This window comes from Burkholderia sp. NFPP32 (assembly GCF_900119325.1).
In the GTDB taxonomy this organism is placed as follows: Bacteria; Pseudomonadota; Gammaproteobacteria; order Burkholderiales; family Burkholderiaceae; genus Burkholderia; species Burkholderia pyrrocinia_C.
The window spans coordinates 48551-66742 of the sequence record NZ_FPJP01000010.1; the positions used below are offsets into that span (position 1 = coordinate 48551).

17 protein-coding genes and 1 pseudogene are annotated in these 18192 nt (G+C 67.9%); 4 read left to right on the plus strand and 14 right to left on the minus strand.

Annotated elements, in window-relative coordinates; all coding sequences use genetic code 11:
• Window positions 1-7 precede the first annotated feature (7 nt).
• Entirely contained in the window at window positions 8-2125 is a 2118-nt protein-coding gene (locus BT264_RS19630) for a penicillin-binding protein 1A (RefSeq protein ID WP_072440187.1), read from the minus strand.
• A gap of 238 nt (window positions 2126-2363) precedes the next feature.
• Between BT264_RS19630 and BT264_RS19635 the strand changes: the two genes are divergently transcribed.
• Complete coding sequence (locus tag BT264_RS19635) at window positions 2364-3155, plus strand: aminoglycoside phosphotransferase family protein (protein WP_072440185.1); 792 nt, start codon at window positions 2364-2366, stop codon at window positions 3153-3155.
• An 85-nt stretch (window positions 3156-3240) separates the two neighbouring features.
• Here BT264_RS19635 and BT264_RS19640 read toward each other — a convergent pair whose 3' ends face one another.
• From BT264_RS19640 to BT264_RS19655, 6 genes are all read right to left on the minus strand, one after another.
• Complete coding sequence (locus BT264_RS19640) at window positions 3241-4077, minus strand: bifunctional allantoicase/(S)-ureidoglycine aminohydrolase (RefSeq protein ID WP_072440183.1); 837 nt, start codon at window positions 4075-4077, stop codon at window positions 3241-3243.
• Between the two features lie 655 nt (window positions 4078-4732).
• Window positions 4733-4936, minus strand: a complete 204-nt coding sequence (locus BT264_RS38430; protein ID WP_143155750.1) for a hypothetical protein — start codon at window positions 4934-4936, stop codon at window positions 4733-4735.
• A gap of 19 nt (window positions 4937-4955) precedes the next feature.
• Entirely contained in the window at window positions 4956-5411 is a 456-nt protein-coding gene (locus BT264_RS19645; RefSeq protein WP_034181694.1) for a hypothetical protein, read from the minus strand.
• A 376-nt stretch (window positions 5412-5787) separates the two neighbouring features.
• Window positions 5788-6447, minus strand: coding sequence for a methyltransferase family protein (locus BT264_RS19650; protein ID WP_072440181.1), 660 nt, complete (start codon window positions 6445-6447; stop codon window positions 5788-5790).
• A 150-nt stretch (window positions 6448-6597) separates the two neighbouring features.
• On the minus strand, window positions 6598-6762 hold the full coding sequence (locus BT264_RS39260) for a hypothetical protein (RefSeq protein WP_162836114.1): 165 nt from the start codon (window positions 6760-6762) through the stop codon (window positions 6598-6600).
• 258 nt (window positions 6763-7020) lie between these two features.
• On the minus strand, window positions 7021-7440 hold the full coding sequence (locus BT264_RS19655) for an HIT family protein (protein WP_072440179.1): 420 nt from the start codon (window positions 7438-7440) through the stop codon (window positions 7021-7023).
• Window positions 7441-7725: 285 nt separating this feature from the next.
• On the opposite strand from BT264_RS19655, the gene BT264_RS19660 reads away from it, so the two are divergent.
• Together BT264_RS19660 and BT264_RS19665 are read left to right on the plus strand one after the other, a co-directional pair.
• Entirely contained in the window at window positions 7726-8904 is a 1179-nt protein-coding gene (locus BT264_RS19660) for a YncE family protein (RefSeq protein ID WP_177318388.1), read from the plus strand.
• Window positions 8905-9095: 191 nt separating this feature from the next.
• Window positions 9096-10499, plus strand: coding sequence for a serine hydrolase domain-containing protein (locus BT264_RS19665; RefSeq protein WP_072440177.1), 1404 nt, complete (start codon window positions 9096-9098; stop codon window positions 10497-10499).
• A 62-nt stretch (window positions 10500-10561) separates the two neighbouring features.
• Here the strand turns inward: BT264_RS19665 and BT264_RS19670 are convergent, their stop codons facing one another.
• The 6 genes and pseudogenes from BT264_RS19670 to BT264_RS19695 form a co-directional block, all read right to left on the minus strand.
• Window positions 10562-11185 carry a glutathione S-transferase family protein gene (locus BT264_RS19670; RefSeq protein ID WP_072440175.1) on the minus strand — a complete coding sequence of 208 codons (624 nt, stop codon included), beginning with the start codon at window positions 11183-11185 and terminating at the stop codon, window positions 10562-10564.
• Between the two features lie 72 nt (window positions 11186-11257).
• Window positions 11258-12757 (minus strand): TIGR01777 family oxidoreductase, encoded by a 1500-nt coding sequence (locus tag BT264_RS19675; RefSeq protein ID WP_072440173.1) that lies wholly within the window; start codon window positions 12755-12757, stop codon window positions 11258-11260.
• Window positions 12754-13185: pseudogene (locus BT264_RS19680) on the minus strand (DUF393 domain-containing protein); the annotation flags it as partial. The gene BT264_RS19675 and the pseudogene BT264_RS19680, both read right to left, overlap by 4 nt.
• Before the next feature lie 135 nt (window positions 13186-13320).
• Window positions 13321-13791, minus strand: coding sequence for a DUF2269 family protein (locus BT264_RS19685; RefSeq protein ID WP_072440171.1), 471 nt, complete (start codon window positions 13789-13791; stop codon window positions 13321-13323).
• Window positions 13788-15107, minus strand: coding sequence for an SDR family oxidoreductase (locus tag BT264_RS19690; RefSeq protein WP_072440169.1), 1320 nt, complete (start codon window positions 15105-15107; stop codon window positions 13788-13790). Before BT264_RS19690 ends, BT264_RS19685 begins: the two co-directional genes overlap by 4 nt.
• A gap of 88 nt (window positions 15108-15195) precedes the next feature.
• Window positions 15196-15729 carry a GbsR/MarR family transcriptional regulator gene (locus BT264_RS19695; protein WP_047902276.1) on the minus strand — a complete coding sequence of 178 codons (534 nt, stop codon included), beginning with the start codon at window positions 15727-15729 and terminating at the stop codon, window positions 15196-15198.
• Between the two features lie 160 nt (window positions 15730-15889).
• On the opposite strand from BT264_RS19695, the gene fabV reads away from it, so the two are divergent.
• On the plus strand, window positions 15890-17092 hold the full coding sequence (fabV, locus tag BT264_RS19700; protein ID WP_072440167.1) for an enoyl-ACP reductase FabV: 1203 nt from the start codon (window positions 15890-15892) through the stop codon (window positions 17090-17092).
• 62 nt (window positions 17093-17154) lie between these two features.
• Here the strand turns inward: fabV and BT264_RS19705 are convergent, their stop codons facing one another.
• On the minus strand, window positions 17155-17859 hold the full coding sequence (locus BT264_RS19705) for an SDR family oxidoreductase (RefSeq protein WP_072440165.1): 705 nt from the start codon (window positions 17857-17859) through the stop codon (window positions 17155-17157).
• Window positions 17860-18192: the final 333 nt, after the last annotated feature.

Here is an 18192-nt window from a genome sequence, read left to right on the forward strand (position 1 = left end):
GCGCGCGTCAGTCGTCGGTCCGGAACAGGTCGAGCACGCGTTCGCGCTCGGCCGCATCGACCGCTGCGGGCATCGGCTCGTCGGGCTTGCCGCGGTCGGCCGGCGCGTCCGACGCGTCCTGCACCGCCGCGCCGCCGCAGGCGAAGCGGCTGCGGATGTACGGCGGCACATCGGCCGTGCACGTGCCGCGCGTGTATTCGGCGTAGACGAAGTCGCCGTCGACGAGCGCGACGTCCTGCGGTGGCGAAGCATCGACGGGCGTGCGCCCGTCGACGGCCGTCTTCATGTAGTCGAGCCAGACCGGCAGCGCCAGCGTCGCGCCGGTCGTGCGCCCCATCGGACGCGGCGTGTCGTAGCCGAGCCACGCGACCGCGACGATGCCCGACGAATAACCGGCGAACCATACGTCCTTCGATCCGTTCGACGTGCCCGTCTTGCCGGCCGCGTCGTCGCGGCGCAGCGCGAGCGCGCCGCGCGCGGTGCCGGAGCGCACGACGTCGCGCAGCATGCTGTCCATCACGAACGCGTTGCGTGCCGACACGACGCGCTCGCCTGCCGGCACGGTCGCCTCGTACATCGCGCCGCCGTGACGCTGCTTCACCGACAGGATCAGGCGCGGTTCCATCCGCGTGCCGCCGTTCGCGAACACGCCGTATGCGCTCGCGAGTTCGAGCGGCGTCACGGCGCCCGCGCCGAGCGCGAGGGGCAGCGACGCCGGATTGCGCTGCGCGTCGAAGCCGAAGTGCACCGCGTGCTGCTGTACGTAACGTGCATCGGTGGCCTGCATCAGACTGACCGCGACCAGATTCTTCGAGCGCACGAGCCCGCGCCGCACCGGGATGAAGCCCTCGTAGCGGTTGCCGAAATTGCGCGGACGCCACGGTCGCGCGCCGGTTTCCTCATGCGTGAGCGTGCGCTGCGTATCGTCGACGAGCACGCCGGGGAAATAGCCCTTCTCCAGCGCCGCCGAATAAACGAACGGCTTGAAGCTCGAGCCCGGCTGGCGATACGCCTGCAGCGCATGGTCGAACACGTTGCGATTGAAATCCGCGCCGCCGACGAGCGCGAGCATGTCGCCGGTGGCCGCATCGAGCGACACGAGCGCGCCTTCGAGCCCGTTGCGCGCATCGCGCGTCGCGCGTGGCTGCCGGCTCAGCGTGCGGTCGAGCGCGGCTTCGGCCGCGCGCTGGTCGCGCATCGAGACCGTCGTCGTCACGTCGAGGCCGAGCGTATAGGCATCGTCGTGAAAACGCTCGACCATCATGCGGCGCGCGCGCTCGGCAACGTACGGCGCGGCGACGATCCCGGGCGGCGGCGTGGTCGCCAGCACGATCGGCGCGTCGACGGCCGCGCGGTACGTCGCGTCGTCGAGCTCGCCGAGCACATGCATCCGGCCGAGCACATAGTTGCGCCGCGCGGTCGCGCGCGCCGGATTGACGACCGGGTTGAACGCGGACGGCGCCTTCGGCAGCCCCGCGAGCACGGCCGCCTCGCCCGCGCTCAGCGCGTCGAGCGGCTTGCCGAAATACACGTTCGCGGCCGCCGCGAAACCGTACGCGCGCTCGCCCAGATAGATCTCGTTCATGTACAGCTCGAGCAGCTTGTCCTTGCTGTATTCGCGTTCGAGCCTGACCGCCATCAGGATCTCGGCGAGCTTGCGGCTCAGCACCTTGTCGCGCGTCAGGTAGAAGTTGCGCGCGACCTGCATCGTGATCGTGCTGCCGCCCTGCCCGGGCTGCCCCGTCACGACGTTCGCGAACGTTGCGCGCGCGAGGCCGCCGACATCGACCGCGCCGTGCTGATAGAACTTCGCGTCCTCGGCCGCGAGCAGCGCCTGCCGCATCAGCGGCGGAATGCGTTCGAGCGGCACGAACTCGCGCCGCTCGACGCCGTATTCGGCCAGCAAGTCGCCGTCGCGCGAGAAAATCCGCAGCGGCAGCGCGGGACGATAGACGGCCAGGTGCTCGACGGACGGCAACTGCATCCAGATTCGCTGGATCGTCCATGCGCCGATGCCCGCGCACGCGAGCGTCAGGCCGAGCAGCGCGCCCGCGAGCGTGCGCCACATGCGTCGGCGGCGCGGCGGCGCGGGTTGCGGCGGAGGGGAAGCGGTGTGGTCGGTCATGTCGGGCTCCTTCTTCGAGGCCGCGACGGCCGGCGCGCGACAGGCGCCTGCCGATCGCAGAAGGCGCGCATTGTCGAAGGGATAGCGCGAAACCGGAACATTCTTTAGCCAAACTTTGGCAGGCTGAATTTTATTTAGGAAAGCGCGCCGGAGCCGTTCGCGCAGCGCATGCCGGCTTGCGGCGCACCGTCGGACAAACCGCGCGGCATGCGGTCCGGTTCGCCTGTACCATCGCGTGATGTTCGATCGATACATCGGCCTGTGGGGCCTCGTTCCCGACGGCGGCCCGATCCTGACCGCGAGCGGCGGCCTGCTGCCCGTTCTCTGGCACGCGCGACCCGCGATGCTGAAGGTCGCCACGTGCGACGAAGAGCGTCGCGGCAATGCGCTGATGACCTGGTGGAACGGGCAAGGCACCGCACAGGTGTGGCAGCACGACAGCGACGCGATCCTGCTCGAACGCGCGCAGCCGGCGCCGTCGCTGGCCGGCTTTTCGGCTTCGGGTCATGACGACGACGCGATGCGCATCGCGTGCGACGTCGTCGCGCGGCTGCACGCGCATCGTGCTGAGCCGCCTGCGGTCGTGCCGCTGCACGACTGGTTCCATGCACTGCTGTCGGATGCCACGGCCAACGACGTGCTGCGCCGATCGGCCGCAACGGCACGCGCGCTGCTGTCGGCACAGCCCGTCGATGAAGTCGTCCTGCACGGCGACATCCATCACGGCAACATCCTGCATTTCGGCTCACGCGGCTGGCTCGCGATCGACCCGAAGGGGCTGCGCGGCGATCGCGCGTTCGACTACGCGAACCTGTTCTGCAATCCCGCGCACGACATCGCGGTCGACCCGGTGCGCTTCGAGCAACGCGTCGCGTGCGTGGCCGACGCCGCGCAGCTCGACCGCCGCCGGCTGCTGCAGTGGATTCTCGCGTGGGCGGGCCTGTCGGCCGTATGGCTGATGGAAGACGGCCTGCCGCCCGATACGCGGCTGCAGGTCGCGACGCTGGCCGCGGCCGCGCTCGGCCTGTAGCACGCACGACGCCGGCCGCACCGCCCATGAAAAAGCCCGCCGGCATGCACCGGCGGGCTTGCGTATTCGACTGCTGGCGCGGCGCTTAGCGCGCGGGGCTCAGCGTCAGGTTCATGTGACGGTTCACATCCTTGTACAGCAGGTAGCGGAAGCGGCCAGGGCCGCCCGAATAGCATGCCTGCGGGCAGAACGCGCGCAGCCACATGAAGTCGCCCGCTTCCACCTCGACCCAGTCCTGGTTCAGGCGATAGACGGCCTTGCCTTCGAGCACGTACAGGCCGTGCTCCATCACGTGCGTTTCAGCGAACGGAATCACGCCGCCCGGCTCGAACGTCACGATGTTCACGTGCATGTCGTGGCGCATGTCGCTCATGTCGACGAAGCGCGTCGTCACCCACGCGCCGTTGGTGCCCGGCATCGGGATCGGCTCGACGTCCTGCTCGTTGGTCACGAAGGCTTCGGGGAGCGGGATGCCGTCGACGGCCTGGTAATGCTTGCGGACCCAGTGGAAGCGCACCGCGGCATCGCTGACGTTGTGCAGCGTCCAGTCCGCGCCCGGCGGAATGAACGCGTAGCCGCCCGGCTTCAGCACGTGTTTCGAACCCTGCAGGGTCAGCTCGGCTTCGCCTTCGACGACGAACAGCACGGCTTCGGCGTTCTTGTCCTGCTCCGGCTTGTCGCTGCCGCCGCCCGGGTTCACTTCGACGATGTACTGCGAGAAGGTTTCGGCGAAACCCGACAGCGGGCGGGCGATCACCCACAGGCGCGTGTTCGTCCAGAACGGCAGCCAGCTCGTGACGATGTCGCGCATCACCCCCTTCGGGATCACCGCGTACGCCTCGGTGAACATCGCGCGATCGGTCAGCAGATCGGTCTGCGGCGGGTGGCCGCCATGCGGCGCGTAATACGTTGTCTTAGACATATGCATCCAGGCAATGGGTTGGTCCGGCCCCGGGCGCAAACGGCATCGGGCGGCACGCATGCGCGTGCGACGCGCATGCGGCGGCGGGACATCGTCGCCGGGGTGGTTTGAAAGCGCATGCGCCTTCGTTCGGTCGGCCAGGCTTCGCGACGGATCCGTCCGGTTGATCGGACGCGGCGACCGATGCTGGTGGGTCCGGCGGCCGAGCCGCGGCGTTCGCGCTCATGCAACGAGGCGAGACGCGGCGGATGACTCGGTTCGATTCCGTACGCGGGCGTCGTTGACGATAGCGAAGTCGATCGCGATCGACCAATTAAATGTTGCGATGCTATCCATTCGATTTCCCACTACTTGCCGGCGCGTGCGATGCGCGGCGAAGCGGCGTGGCGCGGCGGTCTGCGTATCAGGGAAATCCTCACGGTCGGGGGGGGACGCGAACGATCGCCCGGACGTTGGCGATGCGATGCATCCGACCACGGCAACACGGGTTGCACGCGCGGGCCGCGATACATCTGGTTACGCAGATCGAGGATGGTCAATACGCGCGTGGCCGCGAAGCACTCCGCCCCTATCGCGAACCATCGTCAGGCTGGAACCGGCAGGCGTGTCGAACGGAATCTGCGTAATGGCGTTCGCCGATCTTGCGCCGGCGCATTCAGGCGCGGCAGGCTTTGTAGTCGGGAAGCGGGGAAATACGGCGAGGAGAGAAATTGCCGGCCCGTCGGTCGGGCGTATGGCAGCAGCTGATGAAGCCGGAAAGGTCGCCGGTCTGGCCGGCGATGGCGGCCCGGCAGGCCGCCGGGCCGATTCTCGCGTCGGGGGCCGACGCCGTCGGCGCGAAGGTGCGCAGGTCGCGCACCGTGCCGCGCCAGCAGCGATCAGTCCCAGTCGCGGTGGTGATGATGCTTGTGGCGACGATAGCCGCGATCGCCGCGATAACCGCGATCGCCGTAATCGCGTTCGTACGAGCTGCGCGACATGTTGCCGCCGAGCGCGGCGCCCGCGCCGCCGCCGACCGCCGCGCCCAGCAGGCCGCCCGTGCGGCCGCCCATCGCGTTGCCTGCCGCGGTACCTGCGCCGCCGCCGAGTGCGCCGCCGATGATCGCGCCGGTGCGCTCGCGACGGTTCGACGTCACCGCACCACCCGCGCCGCCGCCGATGGCGCCGCCGATTACCGAGCCGGTGCTGCCGCCGACCGCGCCGCCGACCGCTGCGCCGGCAACCCCGCCGAGCGCGCCGCCAAGCGCGTTGTTCAAGTCACCGGCCAATGCCGGCAGTGCAGTCGTGCCGGTCAGCGCGGCGACGACGAGAGCGGGGGCGATTTTCTTCCACATTCCCGTATTCTTCCTTGTTCGCAATCTGGTTATCGAAGGTCCGCTCGGTACGACGATCTGAATCGATCGATGTCGGTTCAGGCATTGTGCCGAACCCCGGACCAATTCATTTCATTGAGCTTGCGGCGAAGAATAGCATCGGTCCCACACCCCTGCCGTGGACATTCTGGTAACAAGTTGTTTGCGAATAACGGACCTCGAACGCGCTCCCCGAAATCGCCCGAAACCCTTGCCGGTATTGGCTTCGGCGGTGGTCCGACCCTCACGAATGGCAGACCGGCCACGCGCAACGTCGCACGTTCGAGACACACGTGGCAACACATCGGGCACGTGCCGTGAGCACGCGCCGAAACGACGGTCGGGGTGGGACGAAGGGTCAGTACACGCCGGGCAGCAGCCGCCAGGTCCGCGCGCAATACGCGTCGTATTCGGCGCCGAATTGCGAACGCAGCAGCGCTTCCTCGGAGCGGATGCGCGCGACGAGCGGCACCGTCATCAGCGCGACCAGCAGCACGCCGACGCCCGAGCGGAACGCAAGCGCCCAGCCGACCGAATTGACGAGCAGGCCGAGATAGCTCGGATTGCGGATGCGGCGATAGATGCCGTCGGTCACGAGCGTATGGCCCGGCTGGATCGCGACGAGCCCGCTGAAGCGCTTGCCGAGCACGAACACGGGCCAGATGCGCAGCGCCCCGCCCGCGATGTACAGCGCGACGCCGAACCATCGCACCGTATCGCCGCCGAGGGTCCAGACATCGAGCCGGTCGGTCAGCGCGGGCAGATACGCGAGCAGGAAGCCGCTCACCGCGAATGCCGCGAGCACCCAGCGGTTGTCGCGGTTCTCGCGCTCGCCGGCGCTCAGGTTGCCTTCGGTGAACATCGCGACGACGGCCATCGCGAGTGTCGCGACGACGATGACGATCAGCGGCGGATGCGAGAAAAAGGCGGCGAACCCGCCGAAACCGAACACGGCGAGCCCGAGATAGACGAGCGTGGATACGCCCGACAGGACAGCGAACTTGCGTGTGACGGACATGGCTGCCTCACAGGACGCTCTTTCCTGTGAAGTATAGGAACCGCGCGCACGATGCGCAGCGTGCCGTCGTCATGCGGCGCGCGAATCCGCGCGAACCTTCCGGTGAAGGGCGGCGAACCGGTGCGGGCAAGGCCCGCGCCGGGTACCCGATCAGCGGATGCGGAAGTTGCCGCCGATCCCGACGCTGACGGGCGGCGCGTAATACGCCGGCGCGTAGCCGTAGTAGGCCGGCGCGGGCGCGTAACCGTACGGCGGCGCGACGTAGCAGCCGGACAGGCCGCCGATCAGGGCAAGCGTGATGAGAAGTCTGGACATGGCTCGATTCCCGGCGCGAAAGACGAATGACACCTCGCGAAGACCATGCCGCCGTAGGCGACGGCGGCCGGCACGAAGAAGCGATCCGCTCTTCCTGTCGCTCGATGAAGTAATGCGCGGAGTCTAGCGCCGAGCTTGCCGAGCCGAGTTTCGCCGGCGGTTACACGTGTTACTTCGCGTGACCGCCGAAACAGGCGATGGCGGCGCGGCAGCCGGCCGGCTCTCGGCCGCCGTGCCGCGTCGCGTGCCGTTGATCCGTTACACAAAACGCGCGCGAATGCGCTGCGCGATCGATTCGAGCGTCGCCGCGTCGGCGATGTCGCGTGCGTGCATCCGCAACTCGGCGCCTTCCCAACGCGGGATCACGTGGAAGTGCACGTGCGGGACCGTCTGGCCCGCCGCCGCGCCATTGAACTGGCCGATGAACACGCCGTCCGGCTCGAGTGCCGCGCGCACGGCTGCCGCGACGCGCTGCGTCATGCGGATGCCGGCCGCGGCCGCGTCGCCGGACAGCTCGAAGATCTGCGCGGCCGGCTCCTTCGGGATCACGAGCACGTGACCGTCGGCCTGCGGCATCAGATCCATGATCGCGAGGGTCGCGTCGTCTTCCGCGACCTTCACGCACGGCAGTTCGCCACGCAGGATTTTTGCGAACGGGTTGTTGTTGTCGTAGGACATGGCGGTTTCCGATAACGGTTGAACAGGGTGAGCATTCGATGCCGGACGATTATCGGCCTTCGGCGCGCGATATTTCAACTTGTCAGGTCGTGTCGCCATCGCAGCGAACAATCGATGCCGGCGCGCATGCAACGTGCGCAGCCGGATGGAATAAGCAGCCGTCGCCATCCGTTTATTTCGAGCGCGGGTTCGCGCGGCAAGATCGCGCCCCCGCGCCGGACACCCGTCGGCTGCGCTGGCCGGCAGCCGGGATGACTGCTCGCGTTCATCAACCGGAGTCATGCCATGGACCCTCTCCCCACCTGTCGTTCACCCGCCCCGCCCGTCTTCGCCGCGCACCCGCCGGCATACACGCGCGCCTCGCACGCGCTGGCGCGCACGTTATGCCGCGCGGCTTGCGCCGCCGGGCTGGCCGCCTTGTCGTCGACTTTCGCGTGGGCCGGCAACAACGACATCATCCTGCCGCCTTCGTCGGTCACCGCATCGACCGTGCCGGCCAACGGCGATCTCAATCCGTACGGCATCGCGTTCGTGCCGCGCGGCGTGCCGACCTGGAGCACGCTGAAACCGGGCGACGTCGTCGTGTCCAACTTCAACGCGGCGTCGAACCTGCAAGGCACCGGCACGACGATCGTGAAGCTGTCGCCCGGCAATACGCCCGCGACGTTCTTCCAGGGCCGCAATCTCGGCCTGACGACCGCGCTCGCGGTGCTGCGCAGCGGCTTCGTGCTGGCCGGCAACGTGCCGGCGCCGGACGGCAAGACCGTGGTCGCGCCGGGCTCGCTGCTCGTCATCAACCCTCAAGGCAATCTCGTCACGCAACTGGTCAGCGCCACACTGCTCGACGGGCCGTGGGACATGACCGTGATCGATCGCGGCCAGCGCGTGACCGCGTTCGTGTCGAACGTGCTGAACGGGACGGTCGCGCGGATCGAACTGGCGATCGGCAACGACGGCGTCACGATGCTGCCGAGTTCGCGCATCATCGCGTCGGGCTACGTGAACCGGACCGATCCCAACGCACTCGTCGTCGGCCCGACCGGCCTTGCGTACGACCCGAACATCGACGTCCTGTATGTCGCGTCCACCGGCGACAACGCGGTGTTCGCGATCCAGAACGCCGCGTCGACGAATCGCAACGGTGGTGTCGGGCGGATGATCTACTTCGACACGAAGCACCTGCACGGCCCGCTCGCGCTGGCGCTCGCGCCGAACGGCCATCTCGTGACCGCGAACGGCGACGCAGTCAATCCGGACCCGCTGCAACCGAGCGAGATCGTCGAATTCACGGTGGACGGGCGCTTTGTCGCGCAGATGCAGGTCGATACCGCGCCGGGCTCGGCATTCGGCCTTGCGTTCGGACATGGCAGCAAAGGCCAGTTGCAATTCGCGGCCGTCGACGACAACACGAATACCGCGACGGTCTGGACACTGCGTCAGGACAACGACAACAACGCGCAATGACGCACCACGTGGACGGGCCCCATGCGGCCCGTCCACATGCGCGATCGACACATACGATTCACACACGGCGGGCAACCTCCGCCCGACCGACGCCACCCGGCGTCGCAAGCACCCGCGATTGCCAGCGCTTGCCCGAACCTGCGACACTGCCGGTTCATCGCCCGCCCGCAGACAACCGAGGACGCTCGCGCATGACGACACCCATCAAGACGTTGATCCGACGGGGCGCCGCCCTCGTGCTGCTGGCCGCAGTCGGCTATGCCGGATACATGCTGTCGCGGCTTGCGCCGATCGCGACCGGCTATGCCGCCAAGGCGCTGTGCTCAGGCGTGTTCGTGTCGGGCCGCCCGGCCGCGTCCGTGATCGACGTCGACATCATGGCCGGCGTGCATCCGCTGCTGAAACTGGTGCGTCCGTCGCTCGATCCCGACCATCATCGTGCGATGGCGACCTTCGCCGGCTTCGCCGGGCGCGAAGCCGACTTCCGGCCCGGGCTCGGCTGCACGCTCGCGCTCGGGCCGTCGCCCGGCGCTTTGCCTGCCACATTGCCGGGCGCATTGCCCCTTCTCCCCGACCCGCCGCCCGCACCCGCCGCGCCGCCCGCCGGCATCGACGCACACAAGCTGCAGACCGCGCTCGACCGCGCATTCGACGAACCCGATCCGGCTCGGCCGCGGCGCACGCGCGCGGTCGTCGTGATGTGGCGCGGCCAGGTGATCGCCGAACGTTATGCGCCCGGCTTCACGGCCGACACGCCGCTGCCCGGCTGGTCGATGACGAAGACAGTGACGGCCGCGCTGGTCGGCATGCTCGTCGCGCAGCACAAGCTGTCGCTCGACGCGTCGGCGCTGCTGCCCGAATGGCGCGGCAGCGGCGACCCGCGCGCGGCCGTCACGCTCGACGAGCTGCTGCGGATGACGAGCGGCCTGCAATTCAACGAGGACTACGACGACCCGCTGTCCGACGTCGCCGTGATGCTGTTCACGCAGCCCGATACCGCGCGGTTCGCATCGGCGAAGCCGCTCGCCGCGACACCCGGCACGCAGTGGTACTACTCGAGCGGCACGAGCGCGATCATCGCGCGCGTGATGCGCGAAGCGATGGGCGGCAGCGACGACGACTACCTCGCGTTTCCGCGCCGCGCGCTGTTCACGCCGCTCGGGATGCGCAGCGCGGTGTTCGAGCCCGATGCGTCCGGCACGCTCGGCAGTTCGTCGTACATGTATGCGAGCGCGCGCGACTGGGCGCGCTTCGGTCAGCTTCTGCTGCAGGACGGCGAGTGGAACGGGCAGCGGCTGCTGCCGGCGGGCTGGGTGCGCTACCTGACGCGCGCGACGCCGCAGTCGCCGCACCAGGAATTCGGCGCGCATCTGTGGGTCAAGGTGCCGGAGCCGTTCAACGAGCGCGATCCGCATGCGAGCGCGATGCCGGCCGACGCGTTTCATGCGGTCGGCCATGAAGGCCAGTTCGTGAGCGTGGTGCCGAGCCGTCAGCTGGTGGTCGTGCGGCTCGGGCTGTCGCGGCCGGAATCCGCATGGAATCACGACGCGTTTCTCGCGCGCGTGCTCGACGCGGTGCCGGCGCCCGGCGCGTGACGACAGGCCGGCGAGCCCGCTGGTCCATGCATGCCGCCGCGCCGCGCGCTACCTGCGATGCGTCACGGATTCGCGCTGCCGGCGTAAGTCTTGAAGCCTTCGCGCGTCGCAAGACGCTCGATATAGCACGACACCGCCGGGAAATCCGGATGCTCGAACGGCGTGCCGAACCAGCGGTTCACCGACAGGCCGATCGGAATGTCCGCGAGCGTGAAGGTGCCGCCTGCCACGAACGCGCCGGTCGATTCGAGCTGCGCGTTCAGCACGCGCATGTGCTTCGTCCAGCCCGCGATCGACTGCGCGATGGCGTCCGGATCCTGATGATCAGGCGATTTCCGCACGAGGCCGAGGAACGCGCCCACCCACGAGCGGTTCAGGTCCGCGCCCTGCCAGTCGATCCATTGATCGACCCGCGCGCGCGCCTGCGGCTCGGCCGGATAGAGCGCGTCGCCGCCATAGCGGTTCGCGAGGTAGCGGATGATCGTGTTCGATTCCCAGAGCACGAAATCGTCGTCCTTGATGACGGGCACGAGCGCGTTCGGATTCAGCGCGAGATAGGCCGGATCGTTGGTCGTGCGAAAACCGGCGCCCCAGTCTTCCTGTTCGAACGGCAGGTTCAACTCGGTGCACAGCCACAGCACCTTGCGGACGTTGATGGACGGGATCTTGCCGAGGATGTGCAGCATGCAGTCTCCTTGTGAGGTCGGATGCGGAGCGTTCGGGACGCACGACACGTCCCGGGCGCGGTCACGTCGAATTTATACACGACCTTGAGGGAAACGGCAGGCCGGGCGCGCGAAATCGGCGTGCGGCCGGTTCGTCAGGTCGCGCAGCGCGTGCTCCGCCGTCGGGAACCGGAACATGAATCCGTCCTGATGCAGCCGCGCCGGCATCACCCGCTGCCCGTCCAGCAGCAGTTCGGCCATCTCGCCCATCGCGCGGCGCAGCGGCGCGGCCGGCACGTGCAGCCATGCGGGGCGGCGCAGCACCTTCGTCACGACCTGCACGAACTCGCGCTGGGTCAATGCACCGGGCGCCACCGCGTTGTAGACGCCGTGCATGTCCGCGTTCGACATCGCGCGCGCGATGATCCGCAGCACGTCGTCCCGGTGAATCCAGCTCATGACCTGCGCGCCGTCGCCGAATCGTCCGCCCATCCCGAAGTAATGCGGCAGCAGCATCGGGCGCAACGCGCCGCCGGGGCCGAACACGACGCCCAGCCGCAGCACTACCGCGCGCACCCCATGGCGCTCGAGCGGCTGCGCGGACAGCTCCCACTGCCGGCACAGCTCGGACATGAAGCCGGTGCCGGCGCTGCTGCCCTCGTCGAGCCGTTCGTCGGCCGGACGCACGCCGTAGTAGCCGATCGCGGATGCCTGGATCCACGTGCGCGGCCTGACCTCGGCGGTCTCGACCCAACGCATCAGCGACTGCGTGACGCCGACGCGGCTGGCGAGCAGCAGCGCCTGCCGGCGCTTGCTCCAGCGCGCGCCCAGCACCGGCGCCCCCGCAAGATTGATCACCGTGTCGAAGCGCTCGTGCGGCTGCAACTGTTCGACGGACGTCACGCTGCGCACACGGCCCCGGAACTGATAGGCCGCGCGCAGCGGATCGCGCGCCAGCAACGTGACCGTATGCCCGGCATCGAGCAGTTGGTTCACGAGGGTTTCGCCGATAAAGCCCGTGCCGCCGGTGACGAGCACGTTGCCGGCCGGCTGCCCCGCGAACAGATTGGCGACCGGGGCGTGTCGCGCGATCCGGCACGCGGCAATCCCGTCGCGGATACCCGATACCGTCACGCCGACGGCGAACAGGCTGAGCGGCCAGCCGCGCCAGCCGACGTCGATCGCGTGCAGCGCGGTCGGTTCGTGCGCCCAGACGGCCAGTTGCATCGCGAGCATCCCGAACAGCGCGCCACCGTTGACGGCCAGCAGCGTGTGCAGCACGCGCTCGGTCGCCGGCAGCTTGCGGCTTTGGTCCTCGACGACGAAATCCCACAACGTCAGCACCACTTCGACGAGCACCACTGCCGCGATCGCCGCGACCCAGGCGCCGTGAAACGCAACGTTCGCGATCGATGCGAACACGAGGCCGTAGAGCACGGAACGCACCGCATGAATCGCCAGCTCGAGCCGCGCGCGCTGGCTGTGCGGCAGGTCCTGCGTGAGTTCGTGGTGATAAAGCGTATCGAATGCGCCCATCGCGCCCTGCACGATCAGCAGGTTGAGCGCCCAGTCGAAGGCAGGCACGGTGTTCATACGGTATCCCTCGTCAACAGCCAGACAAGCGGCGGAACCATCGCGACGAGTGCGGTCGCGTCGATCGCCACGTGGCCCCATACACGGGCCTGCAATGAAAACAGCACGTCCTGCGGCGCCCAGACCAACAGGCCGGCCAGCAGCCATCCCCACACTTCCCGCCTGCGCAACCGGTTGCCGAGGTGAACGAGCGCGAGCATCCAGACCGACGCACACTGCACCGTCGCGGCGATCATCGACATCCACCATATCTGCTGGGCACGCGCCGGTTCGGGTGCCGTTGCCGCCCAGAAATGCAGCTCGATGCCGCGGTGATACGCATCGGCGAACGGTGCACCGGCGAGCCACGGAACGGCCACGCCGACGAGCAGGTGGACAATCGCCGCGGCATACATCCAGCGCACGACGATGCGGCGCGCTTTGTCGGACGAAGGCCAGGGTGTCACGCGTTCCGCAGCGTTGTCGATGGTCGGCGCCACTTCATTCATATTCATGCTCTGCACTCCTTCCTTTACCGAAAGCATCGTGAATCGTTCGGTCGACTGTTTTCAGACACGACGCGCTTACGCCGGCTTGAGCACCATCAGGAAGTAGACGGACAGCATCGCGCAGAACGCCGGATAGCCGAGCAGCTCCCAGCGCTTCGCATAGCGCCAGTAGCGTTCCGGCAATGCGGCGTCGCCGTTCACGTAAGCGAGCTTCGCCATCGCGGCGAGTTCGACCTGCAGCCACACGACCGGCAGCCAGCACGCGCCGGCGATCGCGTACAGCACGATCGACGCGACGAGCCATGGCGTATGCCACGGCCAGCCGGCCGTATGCGCGAGCCACAGCCCGGACGCCGGCTGGAAGATCACGGCTGGCGTCGTGAACCACCAGTCCGCGCGCACCACGAGCCGCGACACGGCCGCGATCGCGGGCACCGAGCGCGTGCGGTTCGCGAAGAATAGATAAAACGCGGTGCCGAACCCCGTGCCGACCAGCAGCACCGAGGACAGGATATGCAGCGCCTTGACGACGAGATAGGTATTCATGCGTGTTCTTCTTCTGAAAACAGGATCAACAGGATCGCGAGGATCGGCACGTTCTTGAGCACGGGGCCGAACGGTTCGGCCAGCAGGCCGGGCATCGTGACCGCGATGACGGCCGAATACGCGACGATCAGCGCGGCTTGCGCGGCCCACAGGCGGCGCGACGGCGCGGCGACGGTCGCGATGCCGAACGCGAAGTCCAGCGCGCTTGCCGCATAGAGCGCGACCAGCGCTGGCAGCCCCGTCAGGTGCGCATGCGCGAGCAGCGCGAGGCTCGCGTGCAGCGGATGGACGAACGCACTTGCGATCGCCGTCCAGATCCACACGATCGCGAGCGCGCCCAGCAGCAACGGGCGCCGCCACATCGCGAGCGCGTCGCGACGCAGCGCGGCCGCGTCCGCGCCGACGAAACCGCCGATGCCGCGCGGCGGCCGGCCGAGCACGGCCGCGGCGGCCGCCGGATCGCCGGTGTTCCCGCCGCGCAGCATCGTCCATGTATCGCGCGTCAACATCGCGCCCGGCAGCGCACCGAGCAGCACAGCCGCCGCGCCGACCAGCGGGCCCGGCAGCGTCACGCCGGCGGCCGGCGGAAACCCCAGCGCGGCGCGGTAGCGGGCGAGCATCTCGCGGTATTCGACTTCGTCGTTGCCGACCACGTCGATCACTTGGTTGCCGGCCGCCGGCGAATCGAACGACTGCGCGACCAGCCGCGCGACGAGTTCGGCGAGATCGTCTACATGCACGGGGCGCAGCCGCTGATGGCCGCCCGCCGGCAATACATGCACGGGCAGGCTCGCGAGCATCCGGAAAAACCGCGCCGACGTGCCGGCCGCGCCATAGACCAGCGCGGGACGCACGATCCGGGAGTCGATCGGCAGCGTCTGCAGGAAGCAATCGGCTGCGTGCTTGCTCGCGAAGTACCGCGTATCGCCGCGCTCGACACCGAGCGCCGAGATCTGGATCACGCGCCGCACGCGCGCACGGCAGCACGCGGTGAAAAGCGCGCATGGCGCGGCGCGATGCACGGCGTCGAGCGTCGCGCCGCGCCGGTCGGCGAGGATGCCGACCGCATTGATCACCACGTCGACGCCCTCCAGCCGCGCCAGCCACGCGTCGGGATCGACGTCCTTCGCGAAGTCGATCGCGACGTCGCGCGGGCCGGCCGCATCACGCACGCCGCGCAGCACGCGATGGCCGCCGGCTTCGAGCTGCGCGCACAGTGCCCGCCCGATGAAGCCGTTCGCACCGCAAACGAGGACGGTCACGCTGCGTTCCCCGGTGCGGCCGCTCTGGCAGGTAGACGGCAAGACTGCGTTCATTTCCACCCTCTCTTTACAGTTATTTCTGTACAGACAGAAATAACAACCCCGAAAAAAGCGGGCTGCCTGCCCGCACTTCCGCTACCGCTTACTTCGACGACTTGCGCCTGACCGTCTGGCTGATCTTCGCGCCGATGCCGAGCGCCTTCATCAGCGTATCGGGCTTGAGCCGCAGCATCTCGTCCGACCAGGTCGTGAGCGTCTCGACGAACTGCAGCGTGTCGCGGATGCGCTGCTCGGTCTCGCGGCTCTCGTTGGCGATCTCCGGGCTCGTCAGGCAATCGCGCAGCACCGTGAGCGTCGGCTCGATCTCGCGCTGCCGCCGCCCTTCGACGATCAGCTTGAACAGTTCCCAGATGTCGGTCGACGTCTCGAAATGGTCGCGGCGATCGCCCAGCACATGCACGACCTTCGCGAGCCGCCACGCCTGCAGTTCCTTCAGGCTCGTGCTGACGTTGGAGCGCGCGACGTTGAGCGTCTCGGCGATCTCGTCGGCCGCGACCGGCCGGCCGGCCAGGTAGAGCAGCGCGTGGATCTGCGAGACGGTTCGGTTGACGCCCCACCGCGAGCCCATTTCGCCCCAGTGGAGAATGAATCGTTCGGCAATCGGTGTGAGTTCCATGTCGGGAAATTTATTCATTTCAGTTATTTCTGTCAAGAGAGAAATAACCGGACGATCCGGCACCTTCCGGCCGCGCCCGCCCGCGATCGGCCGCTTCCTTTACAATGCGCGGGATTTTTCCGATTTCAGGCCGTTTCCGCCTTTCTCACAAGAGGTTTCCATGATCATCAAACCGCGCGTGCGTGGCTTCATCTGCGTGACGACTCATCCCGTCGGCTGCGAAGCCAACGTCAAGGAACAGATCGACTACGTGACTTCGCACGGCCCGATCGCCAACGGCCCGAAGAAGGTGCTCGTGATCGGCGCGTCGACCGGCTACGGCCTCGCCGCCCGGATCTCGGCCGCATTCGGCTCGGGCGCGGACACGCTCGGCGTGTTCTTCGAGCGCGCCGGCAGCGAATCGAAGCCCGGCACGGCCGGCTGGTACAACAGCGCCGCGTTCGAGAAATTCGCCGCCGAAAAGGGGCTCTATGCGCGCAGCATCAACGGCGACGCATTCTCCGACAAGGTCAAGCAAGTCACGATCGACACCATCAAGCAGGATCTCGGCAAGGTCGATCTCGTCGTCTACAGCCTCGCGGCACCGCGCCGCACGCACCCGAAGACGGGCGAAACGATCAGCTCGACGCTCAAGCCGATCGGCAAGCCGGTCACGTTCCGCGGCCTCGACACCGACAAGGAAGTGATCCGCGACGTCGCGCTCGAACCGGCGACGCAGGAAGAGATCGACGGCACCGTCGCCGTGATGGGCGGCGAGGACTGGCAGATGTGGATCGACGCGCTGGATGAAGCCGGCGTGCTGGCCGACGGCGCGAAGACGACCGCGTTCACCTATCTCGGCGAGCAGATCACGCACGACATCTACTGGAACGGCTCGATCGGCGAAGCGAAGAAGGATCTCGACAAGAAGGTGCTGTCGATCCGCGAAAAGCTGGCCGCGCACGGCGGCGATGCACGCGTGTCGGTGCTGAAAGCCGTCGTCACGCAGGCCAGCTCGGCGATCCCGATGATGCCGCTGTACCTGTCGCTGCTGTTCAAGGTGATGAAGGAAACCGGCACGCACGAAGGCTGCATCGAGCAGGTGTACGGGCTCCTCAAGGACAGCCTGTACGGCACGACGCCGCACATCGACGAGGAAGGCCGGCTGCGCGCGGACTACAAGGAACTCGATCCGCAGGTGCAGGCGAAGGTCGTCGCGCTGTGGGACCAGGTGACGAACGAGAACCTGTACGAGCTGACCGACTTCGCCGGCTACAAGACCGACTTCCTGCGGCTGTTCGGCTTCGAGATCGCCGGCGTCGACTACGACGCGGACGTGAACCCGGACGTGAAGATCCCGGGCATCATCGACACCACGGCCTGACGGCCCAAGGGCCGAGCCCGCCGCGCGCGAACGCGGGCGGCGGGCGGTGCCTCCCGGCGGCGTCAACGCGGCGCCGGTTCTTCCAGATAGACGCCCGACGACAGCGTGGCTTTCACCTGCCGCGTGAACTCGTCGGTCGACACTTCCTCCGCACCCGCTTCGATCGCATCGTAGGCCTGGCGCACGACGTCGTCCGGCGTGGCCTTCGGCACGTCGAGGCCGCGTGTCAGGTCGGTGTCGATGAAACCGGCATGCAGCCCGACGACCTGCGTGCGCTGCTCGCGCAGCGAATGGCGCAGCCCGTTGGTCAGTGCCCATGCGGCCGATTTCGACACGCCGTAGCCCGACAGGATCGGCCGGTTCACCCAGCTCGCGACCGACAGGATGTTCAGGATCGCGCCGCCGCCATGCCCGGCGAGGGTTCCCGCAAACGCCCGCGACATCGCCAGCATCCCGAACACGTTGGTTTCGAAGTGATCGCGCAATGCGTCGGGCGCGCCGTCGTCCGTCAGGCTGCCGAGCCGCGCAATGCCTGCGTTGTTGATCAGCAGCGTGACGTCGCGCGCCGCGTCGGCAGCCGCGGCGACGGCCGCCGGATCGGTCACGTCGAGCTTCACGGGCACGACGCCCGGCAGCGTCACGGTGGCCGGATCGCGCGCCGCCGCATAGACCTTGCGCGCCCCTCTCGCGAGCGCCTGCTTCGCAAACTCGAGCCCGAGCCCGCGGTTTGCGCCCGTCACGAAAACGACTGCACCTTCGATCTTCATGATCGTTCCTTTCCTTTCGCATGATGAATCGCATGCGCGCCAGCTCGTCGCGCGCGTGAGATCCGGTGGAAAACGAGGCTGCCATTGCGTACCGAATCGCTGCGCCGCCGAAGGCAGACGGCGAGCCGTCCGCTGCCCGTCACCCTGCGGCGCCAAAGACCTCGACCAATTTCCATCCGTGTTCCAGCCGTGGCTTCGCACCGCCCGCCAAGTCGGCTACACTCGATATCAATGTCGATCACCATTGTCTTTGCGGTGCATTGTGTTCGCGCCACCCGGGCATGTCAATTGTGATCGCCATTGTGTTTTTCAATCGACGCGATCAGCAGAATC